This window comes from Pseudarthrobacter sp. J47 (genome assembly GCF_049810315.1).
Taxonomy (GTDB): Bacteria; Actinomycetota; Actinomycetes; order Actinomycetales; family Micrococcaceae; genus Arthrobacter.
Genome location: NZ_CP187358.1, coordinates 1,881,751 through 1,903,991 on the forward strand (window position 1 = coordinate 1,881,751; position 22,241 = coordinate 1,903,991).

The following is a 22,241-nucleotide window of genomic DNA, read 5'->3' on the forward strand; positions in this document are numbered from 1 at the left end:
GCCCTTGACTATGCTGAGGGAATGACTTCATTTCCCACTACGGCGCTGGACCTGCAACGGGTCCAGCGCCGTACTGTTTTGGTGCTCAGCAGCGCGCAGCTCCTCAGCGGCATCGGCAACGGCGCCACCCTCTCCGTCGGTTCCCTCCTGGCCGTCCAGCTGTCCGGCTCTGACGCCTGGGCAGGGTCCGTCACTACCATCATGACGCTGGGAACGGCTGTTGCAGCCATGCCGCTGGCCGGGCTGGCCGGGAGGCGCGGACGCCGCATGGGCCTGATGACAGGCCTCCTGGCAGGACTGGCAGGAGCCCTGCTGGTGGTGGCTTCCACCGTGGCGGCAAGCTTCTTCCTCCTGTTGGCGGGGTCTGCACTTCTGGGCATCGCCACGGCAGCAAACCTCCAGGCGCGGTTCGCCGCCGTCGACCTTGCAGAACCCGAACAGCGCGGCAGGTCCCTGGCCATCGTTGTCTGGGCCGTGACAGCAGGTGCCGTGGCCGGGCCCAACCTGATCAAGCCCGGCGCGGTGCTGGGCGAGGCGCTGGGGCTGCCCGCAATTTCCGGACCGTTCCTGTTTTCGGTGGCGGGCCTGTTCCTGGCTGCCGTGCTGATCGCCGTGGGGCTGAGGCCGGACCCGCTTCTGTATGCCGCTGAACGCCGCAGGGTAGACCTTGCGGCAGCCGGGGCGCCGCCGGCAGTACTGAAGAGGCAGTCCCTCCGGCATGGCCTGCGCGCGGTCCGGGATTCCCCCAAGGCCATGATGGCGCTGGCCGCCATCGTGACGGCCCACGCCTGCATGGCGGCCGTGATGTCCATGACCCCGCTCCACCTGCAGATCCTTGGCGAACAGGGCACGTCCGGCGGCGGCCACGACCACTCGATGGGCACTGATGCCTTTGCCCTGATCGGCTTCACCATCTCCCTGCACATCGCCGGAATGTACGCGTTGTCGCCGCTGATGGGCTGGTTGACGGACCGGGTGGGCCGCACGGCGACGATCATGATGGGCCATGGCCTCATCCTTGCCGCCACGGCGTGCGCCGGGTTTGGTGCCGGTACCCCTGCCCTGGTCACAGTGGGCCTGGTGCTGCTGGGCCTGGGCTGGTCGGCTGCCACCATTGCCGGGTCCACGCTGCTTGCGGAGAGCGTCCAGGAGGGGGACAGGGTCCTCGTCCAGGGTGTCTCGGACACGCTGATGAGCGCAGCCGGTGCCGTTGGGGCCGGTTCCGCGGGGCTGGTCCTGAGCTGGATCGGCTACCAGGGGCTGAACATGGTGGCGCTGGGCGCGGCCGGCATGGTCCTTGCGCTGGTCCTGGCCATGGCACTCAGGGAACGCCAGGCCGCCCCGGTGTCATTCAGCGGCTAGCCGCACCATGCCCAGGAGGCGGCCGAAGATCGCCTCGCCGTCGTCGGCAATTCCGTCATGGTGGAAATCGGCCGTTTCCCAGACCTGCAGACCCCGCACCGAGGCGGCGGTTGCCAGCGAGATGTCGCGGTCAACGTAGATGTCTTCCGTGTAGACGGCAGCGGCAACCGGAACCTCGTTGGCCGCGAGCTGCTCCAGGTCATACAGCCGGCCCCAGTCGTCCTTGGCCGCCAGCAGTTCTGCCACGTCCCGCAGGGGGACCAGCGCCGGATCCTGCTCGAAGTACCACGGGTAGACCATCTCTCCCGTGAGGAGGAGCCTCGCGGCATTGGGTGAGAACTGCGGAAAGTCATCCAGGACCCGCCAGGCGGACCAGGAGGTGGCCTGCCCCTGCCCGTAAATGGACTCGTGTATCAGGGCGTACAGCGGGTTCTGGGCACGGGAAACCAGCCCGTAGACCTGTTCCAGGAAGGAGTCGCTGAGCCGTTGGCCTCCGGGGCCAGGAGTGAACGCATCCTCCAGGAGGTAATGCAGCGCATCCACGCGTGTGTTGCCGCCCAGGAAGGAGCCCACCATCTGGAAGCGCTCCACGGTGAGCCTGCCGCCGTCGGGCAGGTACTCCGGTGTTTCCCGCAGATGCGCGGCGATCCGGTCCACCGCGGCGCGGTCTTCCGGATAGCGGGAAAAATACTCGGCGTTCCGGGCTTCCACCCGGGCAAACGTCGCCTTGTAGACGTTGTCTGCCGGGCCGGACAGGGGTCCCAGGCCGCCGGTGATAAGCACCTCGCGCAGGCCTTCGGGGGCGAAGGACAGGTAGGTCAGGGCGCAGAACCCGCCGTAGCTTTGCCCGTAGATGGTCCATGGTGCTGAGCCGAGGGCCTCCCGGATGAGTTCGGCGTCGGCAACGATGGAGTCCGCACGGAAGTGTGCAAGGTAGGCGGCCTGGGCTGCGGAGTCTCCGCGCAGCGGCAGCGTGGTACGGTCTGCGGGCGTGGACAGGCCGGTGCCGCGTTGGTCCAGCATCAGGATTCGGAACTGCCTGGCCGCTGCCTTCATCCAGCCGCCCAGCGAGGTGGGCCGGTTACCCCGCCCGCCGGGACCACCCTGCAAGTACAGGAGCCAGGGGAGTTGCCGGGCTTCCTCTTCGGTATGCGTGGTGGAACTCAGTTCACGGGCAAAGACTGTGATGGCCTCTGCTTCACCGCCGGAAAAACCGCCATCCGCGGAAAAATGGTCCAGCGGCACGGTGAAGTAGTGCTCTGCTGTACGGAGGCCGCGGAATTCATGGCGGGCACGGACTTCGTGGCGGATGCCCTCAGGCACTGGCGTCCACCGTTGCCCGGCCTGCGAACTGCTTCAGGGCATCGCCGGTCAAGCGGAACGTGGACCAGCCGTCCATGGGGCGTGCACCAAGGTTCCGGTAGAAGTTGATGGATGGTTCATTCCAGTCCAGGACACTCCACTCAACACGGGCGTAACCGCGTTCGACGGCGGTCGCGGCCAGGTATTCCAGCAGTGCGGTGCCGTGTCCCTCACCACGGGATTCGGGGGTGACATAAAGGTCCTCGAGGTAGATCCCGTGGACGCCCTCCCACGTGGAATAGTTCAGGAACCACATGGCGAAACCCTGGACTTCCCCGGCAGCGTTCTCCGCCATGGTTGCGTACACCCTGGGATTGTCGCCAAACAGGACATCCGTGAGCATTTCAGGGGTGTTGCGGACGGCGTCCGGTTCCTTTTCGTAGATGGCTAGGTCATGGATCATCCGGAGGATTGCGGGGACGTCGTTAACTGTTGCAGGGCGGATTACACTCATGCCCGAAAGCTTACTAGGGCACCTTAGAGCCTGTTGACGTCGGTCACGCGGACAACTGCCGTGCCCGTTTCGTCCGACTCCGCCAGGTCCACTTCGGCCGAAATGCCCCAGTCATGGTTGCCCGCAGGATCCTCGAAGATCTGCCGTACCTTCCACATGCCCGGTTCCTCGGTAATGATCAGCAGTCCGGGACCGCGGGCGTCAGGGCCTGTTCCGATGTCGTCGTGCTCGTCGAAGTAGTCGTCCAGGGCATCTTCCCAGCGCTCCGAATCCCAGCCCGTGCCGCCGTCGAGCTCGCCCAAAGCTGTTGCATCCTCATCGGCGAACAGCTCCACCCTGCGGAACATCTCGTTACGGACCATCACCCGGAAAGCCCGGATGTTGGAGGTCAGTGACGGCGGTGGCGGGGGCGGTGCGTCATGGGGCGTAGGTGCCGCGCCGGAGGTCAGCTCCTCCCATTCATCGAGCAGGCTGGAGTCAACCTGGCGCACCAGCTCGCCCAGCCAGGCAATGAGGTCCTCCAGGTCATCGCGCAGCATGTCCTGGGGCACGGTCTGACGCAGGGCCTTGAAGCAGTCCGCCAGGTAACGCAGCACAATGCCCTCGGAGCGTGCCAGGCTGTAGAACTGCACGAACTCACCGAAGTTCATGGCGCGCTCATACATGTCACGAACGATCGACTTGGGGGCCAGTTCGAAGTCGCCGATCCAGGGGGCGGCCCGGCGGTAGACCTCGAACGCTTCGCCCAGCATCTCCGCCAGCGGCTGCGGGTAGCTGACCTCGTCCAGCAGGGCCATCCGTTGGTCGTACTCGATGCCGTCGGACTTCATGGCGGCCACGGCCTCGCCGCGGGCCTTCTTCAGCTGGGCGGAAAGGATCTGTCGCGGCTTCTCCAAAGTTGATTCGATCACCGAGACCACATCGAGGGCGTACGACGGCGACTCCGGATCCAGCAGCTCCAGCGCGGCAAGCGCGAAGGGGGAGAGCGGCTGGTTGAGGGCGAAGTTGGCCTGCAGGTGCACGGTAAGCCGCACGGTCCGGCCGTCAGCTCCTTGCTCTTCCGGCGGAATCCGCTCCACCACTTCGGCGGCCAGCAGCTCCCGGTAGATTCCCAGGGCCTTCTTCATAAGCTTCAGCTGGGCGGGCCTGGACTCGTGGTTCTCCGTCAGCAGCCTGCGGGCTGCCGTGAAGGGATCGCCGGGCCGTTCCATGAGGTTCATCAGCATGGAATGCGTCACGGTGAAGCTGGAGGTCAACGGGTCCGGCACCGATTCCACCAGCCGCTTGAAGGTTGGCTCGCCCCAGGAAACGAAGCCCTCGGGCGGCTTCTTCTTCACCACCTGCCGCAGCTTTTTCTGGTCGTCCCCGAACTTGGCGGTGGCCTTGGCCATGGCCTTGACGTTTTCGATGACGTGCTCCGGCGCCTGGACCACCACGGTCCCGGCGGTGTCGTAGCCGGCCCGGCCCGCGCGTCCGGCAATCTGGTGGAACTCACGGGAGTTCAGCAGCCGGGTGCGTACGCCGTCGTACTTGCTCAGGGCGGTGAGCAGGACGGTACGGATGGGAACGTTGATGCCGACGCCCAGGGTGTCAGTGCCGCAGATGACCTTCAGCAGCCCGGCCTGTGCCAGCTGTTCCACGAGGCGGCGGTACTTGGGAAGCATGCCGGCGTGGTGGACGCCGATCCCGTGGCGTACCAGCCTGTTGAGGGTCTTTCCGAAACCTGCGGCGAAGCGGAAGTTGGCGATCAGCTCCGCGATCTTGTCCTTTTCCTCGCGGGTGCAGACGTTGATGCTCATGAGGGTCTGGGCGCGGTCAATGGCCTCGATCTGGCTGAAGTGGACCACATAGACGGGCACCTGCCGGGTGCTCAGCAGTTCCTCCAGCGTTTCGTGGACGGGCGTCTGCTGGTAGTAGTAATGCAGGGGAATGGGCCGCTCCGCTGAACTGACGGTGCTGCTGGAGCGCCCGGTCAGCTCGGTCAGGCCTTTTTCGAACCGGCTGACATCGCCAAGGGTGGCGGACATCAGGAGGAACTGGGCCTGCGGGAGTTCCAGGAGCGGCACCTGCCAGGCCCAGCCGCGCTGCGGATCGGAGTAGAAGTGGAACTCGTCCATGATCACGCAGCCGAGGTCCGCTCCGGCGCCCTCGCGCAGGGCGGTGTTCGCCAGTATCTCGGCCGTGCAGCAGATGATCGGGGCGTCCTGGTTGACGCCGGAGTCGCCCGTGATCATGCCTACGTTGGACGCGCCGAATATCTCGCACAAGGCAAAGAACTTCTCGGACACCAGCGCCTTGATGGGCGCGGTGTAGTAGCTGCGCTGGCCCCTGGCCATGGCCTGGAAATGCGCCGCGATGGCCACCAGCGACTTCCCGGAACCCGTGGGCGTGGCCAGGATGACGTTGGCTCCGGTGGCCAGCTCCATGATGGCCTCATCCTGCGCCGGATACAGGTCGATTCCCCTGGACAGGGTCCAGTCAAGGAAATTGGCGTAGAGGACGTCGGGGTCGGCGGCGGCCGCGGAAGGGAGCTGGTCAACGAGATTCATTGATTTCCAGCTTAGTGCCCCTGATCGTGGCGCCGGGCGGGTGATCCAGGGGTTAGGCTCCCGGTAGCGAAAGAGTTGAACCGCAGGCAGCCAAGGAGTGCACAGTGAAATGGGATCCCACCAAGTACGTCCAGTTCGGAGTCCACCGCAACCGGCCGTTCTTTGACCTTACGGCGCGGATCCTTGCGGACGATCCCGCGAAGGTGGTGGACCTTGGCTGCGGGCCGGGAAATCTGACGGCCACGCTCGCCGAGCGGTGGCCGGCCGCCCGGGTAGTGGGCCTGGACTCGTCCCCGGAGATGCTGGCCCGTGCCGCTACGCACGCTGACGGGAGCCCGCGGTTAAGTTTTGAATTAGCCGACGTCGGAACCTGGCTGCCTGATGCGGAGACTGACGTTGTGGTCACCAATGCCGTCCTTCAATGGGTCCCCGGCCATGTTGAGCTGCTGCCGAAGTGGCTGGACGCACTGCGCCCCGGTGCCTGGTTCGCCATGCAGGTGCCCGGCAATTTTGGTGCACCGTCGCACGCGCTGATGCGCGGGCTCGCTGACTCCCCACGATGGGCGGACAAGTTGGGCGGGGTATTGCGGCATGAGGATGTTGTGGCAGAACCTGCCGAATATCTTGAGATCATGCTCGACGCCGGATGCACCGCCGACGCGTGGGAGACCAGCTACCAGCAGCTGCTGACGGGGGAGAACCCTGTCCTGGAGTGGGTCCGCGGCACAGCCCTGCGGCCGGTACTGGCTGCCCTGACGCCTGGGGAAGGCATCGAATTTGAACACGAATACGCCCGCCTGGTGGCCGGGGCCTATCCGCCCACGGCCCACGGAACGGTGTTTCCGTTCCGCCGGATCTTCGCCGTAGCGCGGAAAGCGGGCTGAGCCATGGCTGGTACACCATCCTTCCCTGGAACCTGGCTGCCCAATACCGGCAGCAGCGTGCCGCTGTTCGAGCAGCTCCGCCTCAGGATTATCCAGCTTGCCGACGATGGCACGTTGCCTCCGGGATCCCGGTTGCCGGCAGTGCGGAACCTCGCTGGCCAGCTTGGCGTTGCGCCGCACACCGTGGCGCGGGCCTACAAGGAGCTGGAACTGGCCGGCGTTGTGGCCACGCACGGCCGGAACGGGACCCTGGTCAGCGCGCGCGACAGCCGGCAGGGAGTCCTCTCGGAAGCGGCAGCCAGCTACGCGGCTGTGGCCAGGGAACAGGGTGTTTCCTTTGCCGAAGCGGTCCGGCTCCTGGCCGCCGCCTACGACGCGGACTAACCAACACCCCCTTCCCGGCGTCAGCCCGCCGTCGGATAGAAGTTCGAAGAAGTTTTCGATTAGCATTGGAAGCGTGCCTAAAGCCGTAGCTGAAGAAACAGCAGTCGAATCCCTGCCCGGCAACGGGTCCGTCCTAGACGCCGCAAGCCACCGCCCTGACCTGACCCGGCTGGTGGTTAAGGGCGCGCGCGAGCACAACCTGCGCAACGTGGACCTGGATTTGCCCCGCGACGCCATGATCGTCTTCACGGGCCTGTCCGGTTCGGGAAAGTCCTCGCTCGCGTTCGACACCATCTTCGCCGAAGGCCAGCGCCGCTACGTCGAATCCCTTTCCGCCTACGCGCGGCAATTCCTGGGCCAGGTGGACAAGCCGGACGTCGACTTCATCGAAGGACTCTCCCCGGCAGTTTCCATCGACCAGAAGTCCACCAGTAAGAACCCCCGGTCCACGGTGGGCACCATCACCGAAATCTACGATTACCTCCGCCTCCTCTGGGCCCGCGTCGGACGGCCGCACTGCCCGGTCTGCGGCGAGCCGGTCACCAAGCAGACGCCGCAGCAGATTGTGGACCAGCTCCTCGAACTCGAAGACGGCACCCGCTTCCAGGTCCTGGCGCCGGTGGTGCGCGGGCGCAAGGGCGAATTCGTTGACCTCTTCAAGGAACTGACAGCCAAGGGATACTCGCGTGCCCGGGTGGACGGCGAGCTCATCCAGCTCAGCGAACCGCCCAAACTGGGCAAGCAGTACAAGCACACCATCGAGGTTGTGGTGGACCGCCTCGTCGTCAAGGAGGGCATAAGCCAGCGGCTGACGGACTCCGTTGAAACCGCACTGGGCCTCGCCGAAGGACGCGTATTGGCCGAGTTCGTCGACGTCGACGCTGAAGACCCCGGTCGCCTGCGGGCGTTCTCCGAGCACCTGGCATGCCCCAATGAGCACCCGCTCGCCATTGACGAGATCGAGCCGCGGTCCTTCTCCTTCAACAATCCCTTCGGCGCCTGTGCAGCGTGCAGCGGCATTGGCACCCGGCTGGAAGTGGATGAAGAACTGATCATCCCCAACCCGGAGCTCTCCCTTGCCGAAGGCGCCATTGCACCGTGGTCCCTGGGCACTGCCACCACCGAGTACTGGAACAGGCTCCTTCAAGGCCTGGCCAAGGAACTCCACTTCTCCATGGACACTCCGTGGCAGGATCTCGGCTCGGACATCCGGCAGACAGTCCTGCACGGCAAGGACCACAAGGTTGTTGTGCAGTACAAGAACCGCTTCGGGCGCGAACGGAAGTACAGCACGGGCTTCGAAGGCGCCATCCAGTACGTCCACCGCAAGCACGGTGAGACAGACTCGGACTGGGCCCGCGACCGCTACGAGGAATACATGCGCCAGGTCCCGTGCCCGGCGTGCAACGGCGCCCGGCTAAACCCGGCATCGCTCTCTGTGCTGATCAACGGCAAATCCATTGCCCATGTTGCAGCTCTGCCCTTGCGCCAGTGCGCGGAGTTCCTCAACGAGCTGGTCCTCACGGGCCGTGAGGCACAGATTGCCCACCAGGTCCTCAAGGAGATCCAGGCCCGCCTGACCTTCCTGCTGGATGTCGGCCTGGAGTACCTGAACCTGGAACGTCCGGCCGGCACCCTTTCCGGCGGCGAGGCCCAGCGCATCCGGCTGGCCACCCAGATCGGTTCCGGCCTTGTGGGCGTGCTCTACGTCCTGGATGAACCGTCCATCGGATTGCACCAGCGGGACAACCGGCGGCTCATCGAGACCCTGACCCGCCTACGTGACCTCGGGAACACCCTGATCGTGGTGGAGCATGACGAAGACACCATCGAGGCATCCGACTGGGTGGTGGACATCGGGCCCGGCGCCGGCGAACACGGCGGCCAGGTGGTGCACTCCGGAACCTACAAGGAACTCCTGGCCAACCAGGACTCCCTGACCGGCGATTACCTTTCCGGACGCAGGAAGATCGAGGTCCCGGCCAAGCGGCGTAAATATGACAAAAAGCGTGAGCTCAAGGTTGTTGGAGCCCGCGAAAACAACCTGCTCAACGTCGAGGCGTCCTTCCCGCTGGGCCTCTTCACCGCCGTGACAGGCGTAAGTGGCTCAGGCAAGTCCACGCTGGTCAACGAAATCCTCTACAAGGTCCTGGCCAACAAGCTCAATGGCGCCAAGCAGGTGGCCGGGCGCCACAAGACGGTGCAGGGGCTGGAGCACCTGGACAAGGTGGTCCATGTTGACCAGAGCCCCATTGGCCGCACTCCGCGGTCGAACCCGGCCACGTACACCGGCGTTTTTGACAACATCCGCAAGCTTTTCGCGGAGACTACCGAGGCGAAGGTCCGCGGTTACCTGCCCGGCCGGTTCTCCTTCAACGTCAAGGGCGGGCGCTGTGAGGCCTGCTCGGGTGACGGCACGCTCAAGATCGAGATGAACTTCCTGCCGGATGTTTATGTCCCTTGCGAGGTCTGCCACGGTGCGCGGTACAACAGGGAGACCCTTGAGGTGCATTACAAGGGCAAGACCATCGCTGACGTCCTGAACATGCCCATTGAGGAAGGCGCGGAATTCTTCGCTGCTTTCTCGCCCATTGCCCGCCACCTGAACACGCTCGTGGACGTTGGCCTCGGTTATGTGCGCCTGGGCCAGCCGGCCACCACGCTTTCCGGTGGTGAGGCGCAGCGCGTCAAGCTGGCTGCGGAGCTCCAGAAGCGGTCCAACGGGCGCAGCATCTATGTCCTGGATGAGCCCACAACCGGACTGCATTTCGAGGACATCCGCAAGCTCCTGCTGGTGCTGCAGGGCCTGGTGGACAAGGGCAACACGGTGATCACCATCGAGCACAACCTGGACGTCATCAAGAGTGCCGACTGGATCGTGGACCTCGGTCCGGACGGCGGTTCCGGTGGCGGCCGGGTAGTGGCCACGGGAACTCCTGAGCAGGTGGCGAAGTCAAAGGAGAGCCATACAGCCGCGTTCCTGGCGGACCTGCTGCACTGACGGGGCTGTGGGCTCCTGCATCGTCCCGGAAATATTCCGTGTCGGGCATGCGAGTTTCCGGCATGAGTGCTGTCGTGAGAAACTAAGCCGGTGACTCTCTCAACAGTGCCCGTAATCTTTGACCTTGACGGCACTCTTGTCGATCCGGCAGGTGGTATCCAGGACGGAATTGCGGCGGCGCTTGCTGCCGTGGGCATGCCGGTCCCCGGCCCGGAGGTCCTGCAGTCCATGATTGGCCCGAAGCTCAGTGATGCCCTTCTCAACACTGTGGGAGTCCCGGCGGACCTGCTGGATGAGACCATCCGCCTCTACCGTGAGTACTACCGGTCCACCGGCATTGGCCAGGGACGCGTGTACCCGGGCGTACGGGAACTCCTGACGGAACTCCAGGCTGCGGGGCACACGCTCGCCGTGGCCACGCAGAAGCCGGAGGGACTTGCCCACGTGGTGCTTGAACACCACGGCCTGGCGGGCTTCTTCACCAGCATCCGGGGTTCCTCGGAGGTCGAAACACTGGCCGGCGTGCACCTGGGCAAGAAGGAAATCATCGGCCAGGCGCTGCTGGACCTCGGTACTGCGGCGGCCGTGATGGTCGGTGACCGCGCCCAGGATGTCGCCGGTGCATTGGCCAATGGGATCGACTGCATCGGCGTCCGGTGGGGATTCGCCGTAGACGGTGAGTTGGAGGCCGCAGGGGCAGCGGCACTGGTGGATCAACCGGCAGAGGTCGCAGCCGCCGTCGCAACCCTTACCGCGTTCGCGGCTGTCACTGTTCAGGAGGAGACCAATGGCGCTGTTTGATGCAATCCGATGGACCACCCGCGGACTGATTTCCAGCACGTGCCGGCCCACCGTCGTCGGACTGGAAAACGTGCCTAAGGACGGCCCGTTCATTGTGGCCCCGAACCACCTGTCCTTCCTGGACAGTGTGATTGTCCAGGCATTGATGCCGCGCCCTGTGGCGTTTTTTGCCAAGGCCGAATACTTCACCACCGGCGGCGTTAAGGGCCGGGTCATGAAATCCTTTTTCGAAGCCGTGGGCTCCATTCCGGTGGAGCGCGGCGAGCAGGCAGCCAGCGTCCAGGCGCTCAAGACGCTCCTGGACATCCTGGAAGCCGGCAAGGGGATTGGCATCTATCCCGAAGGCACCCGGTCCCGGGACGGCATCCTCTACCGCGGCCGCACCGGTGTGGGCTGGCTGGCACTGACCACCGGTGCACCCGTGATCCCCGTGGGACTTATCGGTACCGAAAACCTGCAGCCCGCCGGCCAGAACGCGGTCAAGCCCCAGCACTTCCTGATGAAGGTCGGCGAGCCGCTGTACTTCGACAAAACCGGCCCCGACCACTCCCTTCCGGCACGCCGCCAGGTCACCGATAAAATCATGGACGCGATCGCTGAACTCACCGGCCAGGAACGCTCAACCAGCTACAACCAGAGCAAGAGCGTTGACTGACACGTCCAATTCCGCCGCCGGCCCTCAGTAGACTGGAACCGTGGCAGACCCAGCAAGTTACCGCCCCCAGACGGGCGAGATCCCTACCAATCCCGGGGTCTACCGGTTCCGCGACGCACACGGCCGGGTCATCTACGTGGGCAAGGCAAAGAACCTCCGCTCGCGCCTGAACAGCTACTTCGCCAACCCCGCCGGGCTGCTGCCTAAGACGCATGCCATGGTCCACGCGGCCAGCAGCGTCGAATGGACGGTGGTGGGCAGCGAGCTTGAGTCCCTGCAGCTTGAGTTCACCTGGATCAAGGAATTCACGCCGCGGTTCAACGTGGTGTTCCGGGATGACAAGACCTACCCCTACCTTGCCCTGACCATGGCCGAAAAGTTTCCCCGCGTCCAGGTCATGCGCGGGGACCGCCGGAAAGGCACCCGCTACTTCGGGCCCTACACCGCCGGGGCCATCCGGGAAACCATGGACACGCTGCTCCGCGTTTTCCCGGTCAGGAGCTGCAGCGCCGGGGTATTCCGCCGGGCGCAGTCCAGCGGACGGCCGTGTCTGCTTGGCTACATCGATAAATGCTCGGCACCCTGTGTGGGGCGGATTTCGCCCGAGGACCACCGCGCACTGGCCGAGGACTTTGCCGCCTTTATGGGCGGCGAGGCCAAACGCTTCATTTCCCGCCTTGAAAAAGAAATGGCGGCCGCCGTGGCCGAGCTGGATTATGAGCGCGCCGCGCGCATCCGGGACGACATCAGCGCCCTCCGCAAGGTCTTTGAACGCAACGCGGTGGTGCTCGCCGAAGACACCGACGCAGATATCTTTGCCCTGCACGAGGACGACCTCGAAGCAGCTGTCCAGGTATTCCACGTGCGTGGGGGAAGGGTCCGGGGCCAGCGCGGCTGGGTAGTGGAAAAAGTGGAGGACTCCACAACTCCGGAGCTCGTCGAGCATCTTCTCCAGCAGGTCTACGGCGAGGACGACGGTAAACACGGCAGGCTTCCCCGCGAAGTCCTGGTCCCGGTGATGCCCAGCAACAGCGCAGAGCTCGCCGTGTGGCTGGGCGGGCTTCGTGGCGCCCGGGTGGACATCAGGGTGCCGCAACGGGGCGACAAGGCTGCGCTCCTCGGCACAGTCCGGGACAACGCCGAGCATGCCCTGAAGCTGCACAAGACCCGACGTGCGGGGGACCTGACGGTGCGGTCCCAGGCCCTGCAGGAACTCCAGGAAGCCCTGGATCTCCCCGTGGCGCTGTTGCGGATCGAGTGCTTTGACATCTCCCATGTGCAGGGAACCAACGTGGTTGCCTCCATGGTGGTGGTCGAGGACGGCCTGCCCAAGAAGTCCGACTACCGGAAGTTCTCCGTGACAGGGGAAGCCGCGGCAGATGACACGGCTGCCATGCATGACGTCCTGACCCGGCGTTTCCGCCACTACTTGCAGGACAAGCAGGAAAAGCGGGATAAGCAGGAAAAGCGGGATAAGCAGGATAAGCAGGATAAACAGGACGGTCAGCAGGACAAACAGGACGGTCAGGCCGGCCAACTTCCTGATTCCGGCATGCCCGCCCCGCGGGCGAGGTTCGCCTACCCGCCCAACCTGGTGGTGGTGGACGGCGGCAAACCCCAGGTCAACGCAGCGGCCCGGGCGCTTGCGGAGCTGGGCATTGAGGACGTGTATGTGGTGGGCCTGGCCAAACGCCTGGAGGAAGTCTGGCTGCCGGACAGCGACTTCCCGGTCATCCTGCCACGGAGCTCGCAGGGGCTGTACCTCCTGCAGCGGATCCGTGACGAAGCGCACCGCTTTGCCATCACCTTCCACCGGCAGAAGCGCGGCAAGGCGATGACAGTTTCGGTCCTTGACGGGGTACCTGGCCTGGGCGCTTCCAAACGGAAGGCGCTGCTGGACCACTTCGGCTCCACCAAAGCCATCCGTGCGGCCACGGTGGAAGACCTCACGCAGGTCCGCGGGGTTGGTCCCGCCCTGGCAGCATCCATTGCCGGCCACCTGGCGGATGAGGGCCTGGCCCCGGCGCCCGCCGTGAACATGACTACCGGCGAAATCATCGAATCTTAGCTAGGGTAAGAACGGGCCTGCGCAACATGCGTCAAGCCGTACAGGCATTGCAGATACGGAGCTGGATTAATGGCAGAGACGACGGCGGCTTCCGGAGCCGGGCAGGGCGAACTCACGCCCGTCAAGCCCCTCGAATCCGAACTGCTGGTGGTCACGGGAATGTCCGGGGCCGGACGGAGCACTGCTGCCGATGCACTGGAGGACCACGGCTGGTACGTGGTGGAAAACCTGCCGCCGCAGATGCTCGGCACGCTGGCGGAGCTGGTCTCTCACGCGCCCCAGTCCATTCCCAGGCTCGCAGTTGTTATGGATGTCCGGAGCAAGGGCCTGTTCGCGGATATCCGCGCGGCCCTGGGTGCACTGGAAGCGAGCGGCGTTAAGTTCCGGGTCCTGTTCCTTGATGCCAAGGATGACTTCCTGGTCCGCCGCTTTGAGCAGGGTCGCCGGCCACACCCCCTGCAGGGCGGTGGCCGGATACTGGACGGGATCGCGGCCGAACGCGATCTCCTCAAGGAACTCCGGGACTCCTCTGACCTGGTGCTTGATACCTCCAGCCTCAACGTCCACGGCCTGGCCACCGCCATCACCGAACTGTTCAGCGATTCAGGCCCGGTGGCCCTGCGGCTGAACGTCATGAGCTTTGGATTCAAGTACGGGCTTCCGGTGGATGCCAATTACGTCGCCGACGTCCGGTTCATTCCCAACCCGCACTGGGTACCGCAGCTGCGCCCGCACACTGGCCTGGACAAGCCAGTCAGCGACTACGTCCTGGAAGCCAAGGGAGTGACCGAGTTCGTGGACCGGTACGTGCACGCCCTGGAGCCTGTGCTGGATGGCTACCGCCGTGAAAACAAGCACTACGCCACGATTGCCGTGGGGTGCACCGGCGGAAAGCACCGCTCTGTTGCCGTTGCCGCCGAGCTGTCCAAACGCCTGGCGCAGTACCCCCGCGTCACAGTGACCACCACGCACCGGGACCTGGGCCGGGAATAATGGGAATGCTGACCGGGCCCCTGCCCCTCGTTCCGCCCGCAAAGTCCACCAGCAGCCAGCAGTCCAAAGGCCCCACCGTTGTTGCCCTCGGCGGCGGGCACGGGTTGTCGGCGTCGTTGTCCGCGTTGCGGCTGCTCACCTCCGAACTGACGGCGGTTGTCACCGTGGCGGACGACGGCGGCTCTTCCGGGCGTCTGCGCGAGGAGTACGGCGTCCTGCCGCCCGGGGACCTCCGCATGGCGCTGTCCGCGCTGTGCGACGACACCGACTGGGGCCGCACCTGGCGTGACGTGATGCAGCACAGGTTCCGTTCGGCCAACGGCAAGTCCGGATCCCTGGACGAGCACGCCATGGGCAACCTCCTGATCGTGACCCTCTGGGAGCTTCTTGGGGACGCCGTGGACGGCCTCAAATGGGCGGGCGCACTCCTGGGAGCGAGGGGACAGGTCCTGCCCATGTCCACCGTGCCGCTGACCATCGAGGGCGATATCCGGGTGACGGGACCGGATGGCGAGTGGGCCCTGCAGACCATCCGCGGCCAGGCCCGGTGCGCCGTAGCTGGTTCCCTGGAACGGGTCAGGCTGGTACCGGAGGCCGCCCCGGCGTGCATCGAGGCGCTCACAGCGATCGAACTCGCGGACTGGGTGGTGCTGGGCCCTGGCTCCTGGTACACCTCCGTCCTCCCGCACCTGCTGCTGCCGGAGATGCGGCAGGCCCTGTGCGATACCCCTGCCAAGCGCTGCCTCACCATGAACCTGGCCACTGACACCCGGGAAACCAGTGGCATGACCGCAGCTGACCACCTCTACGCACTGCGGAGCTACGCACCCGACTTCAGTGTCGACGTCGTCCTGGCGGATCCTGCCTCGGTCCCTGACCGCGCGGAATTCGAGAAGGCGGCCGGAATGATCGGGGCAGAGGTGGTCTTGGGTAGAGTTGGGGCCGCGGGGCGGCGGCCGGTCCATGACCCGTTGCGGCTGGCCACGGCGTACCACGATATTTTCGGGAACAGTTAGGAAGGTGCCATGGCACTGACATCATCGGTCAAGGAAGAGCTTTCCCGGCTGGACATCAAAAAATCATCGGTGCGCAAAGCCGAAGTCTCCGCCATGCTCCGATTTGCCGGCGGGCTCCACATCATTTCGGGCCGGATCGTGATTGAAGCGGAAGTGGACCTTGCGTCAACAGCGCGCAGGCTGCGGGCAGCGATCGCTGAGGTGTACGGACACCAAAGCGAAATCATCGTGGTTTCCGGCGGCGGGCTGCGCCGCGGGAACCGCTACCTGGTGCGCGTCGTCCGCGACGGCGAGGCCCTGGCCCGCCAGACCGGACTGCTTGATGGCCGTGGCCGTCCGGTCCGTGGGTTGCCGTCCGCCGTCGTTAACGGCTCGGCTGCCGACGCCGAGGCCGTCTGGCGCGGTGCCTTCCTGGCCCACGGTTCCCTGACCGAGCCCGGCCGGTCCTCGGCCATGGAGGTCACGTGCCCTGGTCCGGAATCGGCGCTTGCCCTGGTGGGTGCTGCCCGGCGACTTGGCATCCAGGCGAAGGCACGCGAGGTCAGGGGAGTGGACCGCGTGGTGATCCGCGATGGCGACACCATCGCGGAGCTCCTCACCAGGATGGGTGCCCATGACGCCCTGATGGTCTGGGAGGAACGCCGGATGCGCAAGGAAGTACGCGCCACGGCGAACCGGCTGGCCAATTTCGACGACGCCAACCTGCGCCGCTCCGCCCAGGCAGCCGTAGCTGCGGGCGCGCGTGTGGAACGCGCCCTGGAGATTCTTGGCGACGACGTCCCGGACCACCTGAAATATGCCGGGGAACTGCGCGTGGCGCACAAGCAGGCCAGCCTCGATGAACTTGGCCGGCTGGCCGAACCGATTATGACCAAGGACGCCATTGCGGGCCGTATCCGCCGGCTCCTGGCAATGGCGGACAAACGTGCCATCGACCTGGGAATACCCGGCACCGATGCCAATGTGACACCCGAAATGCTGGACGACTAGCCGGCATCCTAGAATCGAGAACAGGCGGCAGGAAATACCTGCCGGACGCTGGTGGTTATGCCGCACAGGGCCTGTGACCGCCCCTATATTTCCGGATGCACTGCCATCCGGATGCACAATCCGAGAGTTACCAACCGGACAAACTGTCCACGACATTGGAGGATTTTGTGACCGAGTACGTTCTGCCCGAACTCAGCTACGACTACGCAGCGCTGGAGCCGCACATTTCTGCGCGCATCATGGAGCTGCACCACAGCAAGCACCACGCGGCCTATGTTGCCGGCGCCAACAACGCCCTGGCGCAGCTTGCCGAAGCCCGCGAGAAGGGCGACTTCGCCAACATCAACCGCCTCTCCAAGGACCTGGCGTTCCACACAGGTGGCCACGTCAACCACTCGGTTTTCTGGAACAACCTTTCCCCGGATGGCGGCGACAAGCCTGAAGGTGAGCTCGCAGCCGCGATCGATGACGCCTTCGGCTCCTTCGATGCCTTTCGTGCACAGTTCACCGCCGCTGCACTCGCCCTGCAGGGCTCCGGCTGGGCATTCCTGGCCTACGAGCCCATCGGTGGCAACCTGGTCATCGAGCAGCTCTACGACCAGCAGGGCAACGTGGCAGTCGGCACCACCCCGCTGCTTATGCTGGACATGTGGGAGCACGCCTTCTACCTGGACTACGTCAACGTCAAGGCTGACTACGTCAAGGCCTTCTGGAACATCGTCAACTGGGCAGATGTGGCCAAGCGCTTCGAGGGTGCACGCACCAACGCCAGCGGCCTGATCACGCTCTCCTAGCGCAGGCGCTCGTCATCTGCCTGTAACAAAGGTCACATTCACTGCGAATTTGACCGGGATCCGGACTCTCCGCCCCCGCACTTGCGGGGGCGGAGGTTCTTAAACGTAAGATAGATCACGGAAGGCGGTTAGCCTTCAGCAATGTGGCTGGTCGCCCTCCGATCTGAAATCATCTCTGCCCAATGGCGTGCGGGATCTGTTAGTTGGCTTTGAATGCCCGACTCAACTAGGTGTGCTTGCAAGAGCACCAAGGAGACTGAACAAGTGACGACCCGTATTGGTATTAATGGCTTCGGCCGCATTGGCCGCAACTACTTCCGCGCTGCACTCGCCCAGGGTGCAGACCTCGAGATCGTCGCTGTAAACGACCTCACCAGCCCGGAAGCCCTGGCCCACCTCTTCAAGTACGACTCCGTAGGCGGCCGCCTCAAGGAGACCATCGAGGTAAAAGACGGCAACATCATCGTTGACGGCAACGTCATCAAGGTACTCGCAGAGCGCGATCCCGCGAACCTTCCCTGGGGCGAGCTGGGCGTGGACATCGTCATCGAATCCACCGGTTTCTTCACCAAGGCTGCCGCCGCGCAGAAGCACATCGACGCCGGTGCCAAGAAGGTCCTCATCTCCGCTCCGGCGTCGGATGAAGACATCACCATCGTGATGGGCGTGAACCACAACCTGTACGACAACGCCACGCACCACATCATCTCCAATGCCTCATGCACCACCAACTGCCTCGGCCCGCTGGCCAAGGTAGTCAATGATGAATTCGGCATCGAACGTGGCCTGATGACCACCGTCCACGCCTACACCGCAGACCAGAACCTGCAGGACGGCCCGCACAACGACCTCCGCCGTGCACGCGCCGCAGCCATCAACATGGTTCCCACGTCCACCGGTGCGGCCAAGGCAATCGGCCTGGTCCTGCCGGAGCTCAAGGGCAAGCTGGACGGCTACGCCATCCGCGTTCCCGTGCCCACCGGCTCGGCTACGGACCTCACCGTGACGGTTTCCCGCGAGACCACCGTTGAGGAAGTCAACGCCGCCCTTAAGCGTGCTTCCGAGTCCGAGGAACTCCAGGGCTTCCTGACCTACACGGATGAGCCCGTCGTGTCCTCTGACATCGTGGGGGACCCGGCGTCGTCCATCTTCGACTCCGGCCTGACCAAGGTCATCGGCAACCAGGTCAAGGTTGTTTCCTGGTATGACAACGAGTGGGGCTACTCCAACCGACTGGTCGACCTGACCGAGCTTGTTGCATCCAAGCTGGGTTAGGGTTGGTCCATGACTTCTCACACCCTCAACGAACTGATCGCTGAAGGTGTCCGTGGGCGGTACATTCTGGTCCGAAGTGACCTGAATGTGCCGCTCGACGGCTCTACCGTCACTGACGACGGCCGCATCCGCGCCTCGCTGCCAGTGCTGGAAAAGCTCACGGACGCCGGTGCGCGTGTACTCGTCACCGCCCACCTTGGCCGCCCCAAGGGCGCCCCTGAGGACAAGTACTCCCTCAAGCCGGCTGCGGCCCGGCTGGCCGAGCTGGCCGGCTTCCCGGTCACCCTCGCGGGGGACACCGTCGGCCCGTCGGCGAAGGAACTGTCCGCCGGGCTCAAGGACGGCGAAGTGCTGGTCCTCGAAAACGTGCGTTTCGATCCCCGGGAGACCAGCAAGGACGACGCCGAACGTGGCGCCTTCGCTGATGAACTGGTGGGCCTGACGGCCGGCAACGGTGCGTTCGTGGACGACGCCTTCGGTGCCGTGCACCGCAAGCACGCAAGTGTCTATGACGTCGCCACCCGGCTTCCGTCCTACCTGGGCGACCTCGTCCACACGGAGGTCGAGGTGCTGCGGAAGCTTACCGCTGACACCCAGCGGCCCTACGTGGTGGTCCTCGGTGGCTCGAAGGTCTCTGACAAGCTCGCGGTCATCGACAACCTCATCGGCAAGGCAGACACCATCCTGGTGGGCGGCGGCATGTTGTTCACCTTCCTGGCGGCCCAGGGCCACAAGGTGGCGTCCAGCCTCCTGGAAGCTGACCAGATCCCCGTCGTCCAGGACTACCTGAAGCGCGCAGCAGACGCCGGTACCGGGTTTGTGATCCCGTCCGACGTCGTCGTCGCTGAGAAGTTCGCTGCCGACGCTGCCCACGAGACAGTCGGCGCCGAGTCCATCGAGGACAGCAGCTTCGGAGCCAACGGCATCGGCCTGGACATCGGCCCGAAGTCCGCCGCGGAATTCGCGGACCGGATCAAGGCAGCCAGGACGGTGTTCTGGAACGGCCCCATGGGCGTCTTCGAGTTCGAGGCCTTTGCCGGTGGCACCCGTGCCATCGCCAAGGCGCTCACCGAATCTGAAGCGTTCACCGTGGTGGGCGGCGGCGATTCCGCTGCAGCAGTGCGCACCCTGGGCTTCGACGATGCACAGTTCGGCCATATTTCCACCGGCGGCGGTGCCAGCCTCGAATACCTTGAAGGTAAGGAACTGCCGGGACTGAGCGTCCTGGACCGCTAGCAAGACAGGCCGGCGGGCGCAGCAACGGTTGTTGCGGTGCCCGCCGGCCTCTTCATTCCACACATCTTTGGAGAAAACGTGACGACGTCAACGAACGGCACTTTCGACCGTAAACCGCTGATTGCGGGCAACTGGAAGATGAACATGGACCATGTCCAGGGCATCACCCTCCTGCAGAAGCTCGCCTGGACCCTCAGCGATGCCAAGCACGACTACAGCCGTGTTGAGGTGGCAGTCTTCCCCCCGTTCACGGACCTGCGCGGTGTGCAGACCCTGGTGCAGGGTGACGAACTGGACATCGTGTACGGCGGCCAGGACCTCTCCCAGTTCGATTCGGGCGCCTATACCGGCGATATCTCCGGGCAGTTCCTGGCCAAGCTGGGCTGCACCTACGTCCTCGTAGGCCACAGTGAGCGCCGGACCATACACAACGAATCCGACGAGGTCCTGAACGCCAAGACCAAGGCGGCGTTCAGCCATGGCATCACGCCTGTCCTGTGCGTCGGTGAAGGCCTGGAAATCCGCCAGGCAGGCACCCACGTGGAGCACACGCTGAACCAGCTGCGCGCCGATGTCGAGGGTCTTTCGGCTGAGCAGGCGGCCACGCTGGTGGTGGCCTATGAGCCCGTCTGGGCCATCGGCACGGGTGAAGTTGCAGGCCCCGAAGACGCCCAGGAGATGTGCGCGGCCCTCCGCGCCGAACTGGCTACCCTGTTCGGTGACGATGCGGCAGCAAAGATCCGGTTGCTCTACGGTGGCTCGGTCAAGGCCAGCAACGTCGCAGCCATCCTCGGCGAACGTGACGTTGACGGCGTGTTGGTGGGCGGCGCCAGCCTCGACCCTGCGGAGTTTGCTAATATTGTCAGGTTCGAGAGCCACCTCACCGCTAAGTGACCAGCCGGCTCCCGTCATCCCAACTTTGGAAAGGCCGTCGTGGACGTTCTTCATGTCATCCTGCAGATCATCCTGGGTATCACCAGTCTCCTGCTGACCCTGCTGATCCTGCTGCATAAGGGCCGCGGCGGGGGCCTCTCTGACATGTTTGGCGGAGGCATGAGTTCGGGCCTGAGCTCCTCGGGGGTGGCTGAGCGCAACCTCAACCGCTTCACGATCATTCTCGGAGTTACCTGGGGCCTGGTCATCATTGCCCTTGGCCTGGTCATGAAGTTCTCCGGGGCCGGAGACTCCTGACGCCGGACCTTACTGCGCATTAGACTGTGGCTGTTGGCTTGTCCAACAGCCACAGTCAGTTAAGCCGCCAGTCGAGCAGCCAGGAGTCTCCGTGGTACATGCCGCTTCAGGGTTCCGGGGCACCCGCGTGGGTGTTAATGAAGGTACCGGACCAAGAAATGAATCCGACCACTCACAGGGTGTGAACCTGCCGCGTATGCGTGTGTCCTACTGGTGCGACCAGGGCCACGAGACGCGGCTTGTTTTTCTTAAGCTTCCGGACGAGCAGGTTCCCGCCCTGTGGGACTGCCGCCACTGCGGACATCCTGCCGCCCGGGACGGGGCGGGGGTCGATCCCGCGGAGCAGACCGATGACGGCTACAAGAGCCACCTTGAATACGTTAAAGAGCGACGCTCCGGCCAGGACGCCGAAGCTGTCCTGGCCGGAGCGCTGGAAAGGCTACGCGCCGGAAAAATCCTTCCGGACCAGCTGAGCCGGGACCCGTGAGGCCGCGTTTCCGTCAATGAGCCACAGGGTCCTCGAGGTGCCGGAGGGCCCTGCAGCGGGTACCTGGACGGGGTTGGCACCCGCCAGGGCGAGCCCTACGGCGCCGGCCTTGTCTTCGCCGGCTACCACCATCCACACCTCAGAGGCAGTGTTGATCGCCGGGAGGGTCAAGGAGACCCGCTCGGGTGGCGGCTTGGGCGAGTTCCGCACGCCCACCACCGGAAGCTCCTTTTCCCGGATGCCGGCCTGCTCGGGGAACAGCGAAGCGACGTGTGCGTCAGGTCCTACGCCCAACAGCACAACGTCGAACCGGGGGAGTGGCCCTGGCTCCTCCGGCCGGTCCTCGGACATGTCCGCAGCGTGCTCGGCAGCAGCTGCCTCACGTAGCTGCTTAGCGTAATCAGCCGCAGCCTCTTCCGGTGTTGCGAAGTGGTCGCTGGAACCTGCCTGGTGGACCCGCGACGGATCAACGGGAATGTGCGAAAGCAGTGCATCGTACGCCTGGACCGCGTTACGGTCGGGGCTGTCCGAGGCCACAAAGCGCTCGTCTCCCCACCAGAAATTGACCTTCGACCAGTCCACCGCCGGGGCCGCTGCGGAGGACGCTACAGCCTTGAGTGATCCGATGCCCACTGTTCCGCCTGTGAGCACAACCGTTGCGGAGCCGTATTTGTCCTGGACGTCTACAAGTTTGGTGATGAGTCGCGCCGCGATCGCGGCCATCAGTACGGAGGAATCA

General features: G+C 64.7%; 20 protein-coding genes. 16 read left to right on the forward strand and 4 right to left on the reverse strand.

Going from position 1 to position 22,241, the window contains the following annotated elements:
• Positions 1 to 21: 21 nt before the first annotated feature.
• The gene (locus ACPJW8_RS08525) at positions 22 to 1,362 is read left to right on the forward strand and encodes an MFS transporter (protein ID WP_330188741.1); all 1,341 of its coding nucleotides are present in this window, start codon (positions 22 to 24) and stop codon (positions 1,360 to 1,362) included.
• Here the strand turns inward: ACPJW8_RS08525 and ACPJW8_RS08530 are convergent.
• From ACPJW8_RS08530 to ACPJW8_RS08540, 3 genes are read right to left on the reverse strand one after another with little or no spacing between them, the layout of a single operon-like run.
• Positions 1,348 to 2,685, reverse strand: a complete 1,338-nt coding sequence (locus ACPJW8_RS08530; protein ID WP_330188742.1) for an alpha/beta fold hydrolase — start codon at positions 2,683 to 2,685, stop codon at positions 1,348 to 1,350. The genes ACPJW8_RS08525 and ACPJW8_RS08530 overlap by 15 nt on opposite strands.
• Positions 2,678 to 3,178: a GNAT family N-acetyltransferase gene (locus ACPJW8_RS08535; RefSeq protein ID WP_330188743.1), complete on the reverse strand. Its 501-nt coding sequence runs from the start codon at positions 3,176 to 3,178 to the stop codon at positions 2,678 to 2,680. The genes ACPJW8_RS08530 and ACPJW8_RS08535 overlap by 8 nt, the downstream gene beginning before the upstream one ends.
• A gap of 23 nt (positions 3,179 to 3,201) precedes the next feature.
• Complete coding sequence (locus ACPJW8_RS08540) at positions 3,202 to 5,727, reverse strand: DEAD/DEAH box helicase (RefSeq protein ID WP_330188744.1); 2,526 nt, start codon at positions 5,725 to 5,727, stop codon at positions 3,202 to 3,204.
• Positions 5,728 to 5,831: 104 nt separating this feature from the next.
• Between ACPJW8_RS08540 and ACPJW8_RS08545 the strand changes: the two genes are divergently transcribed.
• From ACPJW8_RS08545 to ACPJW8_RS08615, 15 genes are all read left to right on the forward strand, one after another.
• Complete coding sequence (locus tag ACPJW8_RS08545; protein WP_330188745.1) at positions 5,832 to 6,611, forward strand: trans-aconitate 2-methyltransferase; 780 nt, start codon at positions 5,832 to 5,834, stop codon at positions 6,609 to 6,611.
• Positions 6,612 to 6,614: 3 nt separating this feature from the next.
• Positions 6,615 to 6,995 carry a GntR family transcriptional regulator gene (locus tag ACPJW8_RS08550; RefSeq protein WP_330188746.1) on the forward strand — a complete coding sequence of 127 codons (381 nt, stop codon included), beginning with the start codon at positions 6,615 to 6,617 and terminating at the stop codon, positions 6,993 to 6,995.
• Between the two features lie 73 nt (positions 6,996 to 7,068).
• The gene (uvrA, locus tag ACPJW8_RS08555) at positions 7,069 to 9,996 is read left to right on the forward strand and encodes an excinuclease ABC subunit UvrA (RefSeq protein ID WP_330188747.1); all 2,928 of its coding nucleotides are present in this window, start codon (positions 7,069 to 7,071) and stop codon (positions 9,994 to 9,996) included.
• A gap of 90 nt (positions 9,997 to 10,086) precedes the next feature.
• The gene (locus tag ACPJW8_RS08560) at positions 10,087 to 10,797 is read left to right on the forward strand and encodes an HAD hydrolase-like protein (RefSeq protein WP_330188748.1); all 711 of its coding nucleotides are present in this window, start codon (positions 10,087 to 10,089) and stop codon (positions 10,795 to 10,797) included.
• Positions 10,784 to 11,452 (forward strand): lysophospholipid acyltransferase family protein, encoded by a 669-nt coding sequence (locus ACPJW8_RS08565; RefSeq protein WP_330188749.1) that lies wholly within the window; start codon positions 10,784 to 10,786, stop codon positions 11,450 to 11,452. The genes ACPJW8_RS08560 and ACPJW8_RS08565 overlap by 14 nt, the downstream gene beginning before the upstream one ends.
• A 40-nt stretch (positions 11,453 to 11,492) precedes the next feature.
• Positions 11,493 to 13,520, forward strand: a complete 2,028-nt coding sequence (gene uvrC, locus ACPJW8_RS08570; protein ID WP_330188750.1) for an excinuclease ABC subunit UvrC — start codon at positions 11,493 to 11,495, stop codon at positions 13,518 to 13,520.
• Positions 13,521 to 13,589: 69 nt separating this feature from the next.
• On the forward strand, positions 13,590 to 14,513 hold the full coding sequence (gene rapZ, locus ACPJW8_RS08575) for an RNase adapter RapZ (RefSeq protein WP_330194247.1): 924 nt from the start codon (positions 13,590 to 13,592) through the stop codon (positions 14,511 to 14,513).
• The gene (locus ACPJW8_RS08580; RefSeq protein ID WP_330188752.1) at positions 14,513 to 15,529 is read left to right on the forward strand and encodes a uridine diphosphate-N-acetylglucosamine-binding protein YvcK; all 1,017 of its coding nucleotides are present in this window, start codon (positions 14,513 to 14,515) and stop codon (positions 15,527 to 15,529) included. Before rapZ ends, ACPJW8_RS08580 begins: the two co-directional genes overlap by 1 nt.
• Positions 15,530 to 15,538: 9 nt before the next feature.
• Positions 15,539 to 16,519, forward strand: coding sequence for a DNA-binding protein WhiA (gene whiA / locus ACPJW8_RS08585; protein ID WP_330194248.1), 981 nt, complete (start codon positions 15,539 to 15,541; stop codon positions 16,517 to 16,519).
• A gap of 167 nt (positions 16,520 to 16,686) precedes the next feature.
• The gene (locus ACPJW8_RS08590) at positions 16,687 to 17,313 is read left to right on the forward strand and encodes a superoxide dismutase (protein WP_330188754.1); all 627 of its coding nucleotides are present in this window, start codon (positions 16,687 to 16,689) and stop codon (positions 17,311 to 17,313) included.
• Between the two features lie 264 nt (positions 17,314 to 17,577).
• Positions 17,578 to 18,588 carry a type I glyceraldehyde-3-phosphate dehydrogenase gene (gene gap / locus ACPJW8_RS08595; protein WP_330188755.1) on the forward strand — a complete coding sequence of 337 codons (1,011 nt, stop codon included), beginning with the start codon at positions 17,578 to 17,580 and terminating at the stop codon, positions 18,586 to 18,588.
• A 9-nt stretch (positions 18,589 to 18,597) separates the two neighbouring features.
• On the forward strand, positions 18,598 to 19,824 hold the full coding sequence (locus tag ACPJW8_RS08600; protein WP_330188756.1) for a phosphoglycerate kinase: 1,227 nt from the start codon (positions 18,598 to 18,600) through the stop codon (positions 19,822 to 19,824).
• A 78-nt stretch (positions 19,825 to 19,902) separates the two neighbouring features.
• A complete protein-coding gene (tpiA, locus tag ACPJW8_RS08605) occupies positions 19,903 to 20,718 on the forward strand; it encodes a triose-phosphate isomerase (protein ID WP_330188757.1) in 816 nt (271 codons plus the stop codon).
• Positions 20,719 to 20,757: 39 nt separating this feature from the next.
• Positions 20,758 to 21,015 (forward strand): preprotein translocase subunit SecG, encoded by a 258-nt coding sequence (gene secG / locus ACPJW8_RS08610; protein WP_330188758.1) that lies wholly within the window; start codon positions 20,758 to 20,760, stop codon positions 21,013 to 21,015.
• Positions 21,016 to 21,142: 127 nt separating this feature from the next.
• A complete protein-coding gene (locus tag ACPJW8_RS08615) occupies positions 21,143 to 21,502 on the forward strand; it encodes an RNA polymerase-binding protein RbpA (protein WP_330188862.1) in 360 nt (119 codons plus the stop codon).
• Here the strand turns inward: ACPJW8_RS08615 and pgl are convergent.
• Positions 21,455 to 22,225, reverse strand: a complete 771-nt coding sequence (gene pgl / locus ACPJW8_RS08620) for a 6-phosphogluconolactonase (protein WP_425256468.1) — start codon at positions 22,223 to 22,225, stop codon at positions 21,455 to 21,457. The genes ACPJW8_RS08615 and pgl overlap by 48 nt on opposite strands.
• Between the last annotated feature and the right edge of the window lie 16 nt (positions 22,226 to 22,241).

Coding starts and splice junctions, on each gene's coding strand:
- ACPJW8_RS08525 (WP_330188741.1), top strand. CDS start 22: ATGACTTCATTTCCCACTACGGCGCTGGACCTGCAACGGGTCCAGCGC.
- ACPJW8_RS08535 (WP_330188743.1), bottom strand. CDS start 3,178: ATGAGTGTAATCCGCCCTGCAACAGTTAACGACGTCCCCGCAATCCTC.
- ACPJW8_RS08540 (WP_330188744.1), bottom strand. CDS start 5,727: ATGAATCTCGTTGACCAGCTCCCTTCCGCGGCCGCCGCCGACCCCGAC.
- ACPJW8_RS08550 (WP_330188746.1), top strand. CDS start 6,615: ATGGCTGGTACACCATCCTTCCCTGGAACCTGGCTGCCCAATACCGGC.
- ACPJW8_RS08565 (WP_330188749.1), top strand. CDS start 10,784: ATGGCGCTGTTTGATGCAATCCGATGGACCACCCGCGGACTGATTTCC.
- rapZ (WP_330194247.1), top strand. CDS start 13,590: ATGGCAGAGACGACGGCGGCTTCCGGAGCCGGGCAGGGCGAACTCACG.
- ACPJW8_RS08580 (WP_330188752.1), top strand. CDS start 14,513: ATGGGAATGCTGACCGGGCCCCTGCCCCTCGTTCCGCCCGCAAAGTCC.
- whiA (WP_330194248.1), top strand. CDS start 15,539: ATGGCACTGACATCATCGGTCAAGGAAGAGCTTTCCCGGCTGGACATC.
- ACPJW8_RS08600 (WP_330188756.1), top strand. CDS start 18,598: ATGACTTCTCACACCCTCAACGAACTGATCGCTGAAGGTGTCCGTGGG.
- pgl (WP_425256468.1), bottom strand. CDS start 22,225: ATGGCCGCGATCGCGGCGCGACTCATCACCAAACTTGTAGACGTCCAG.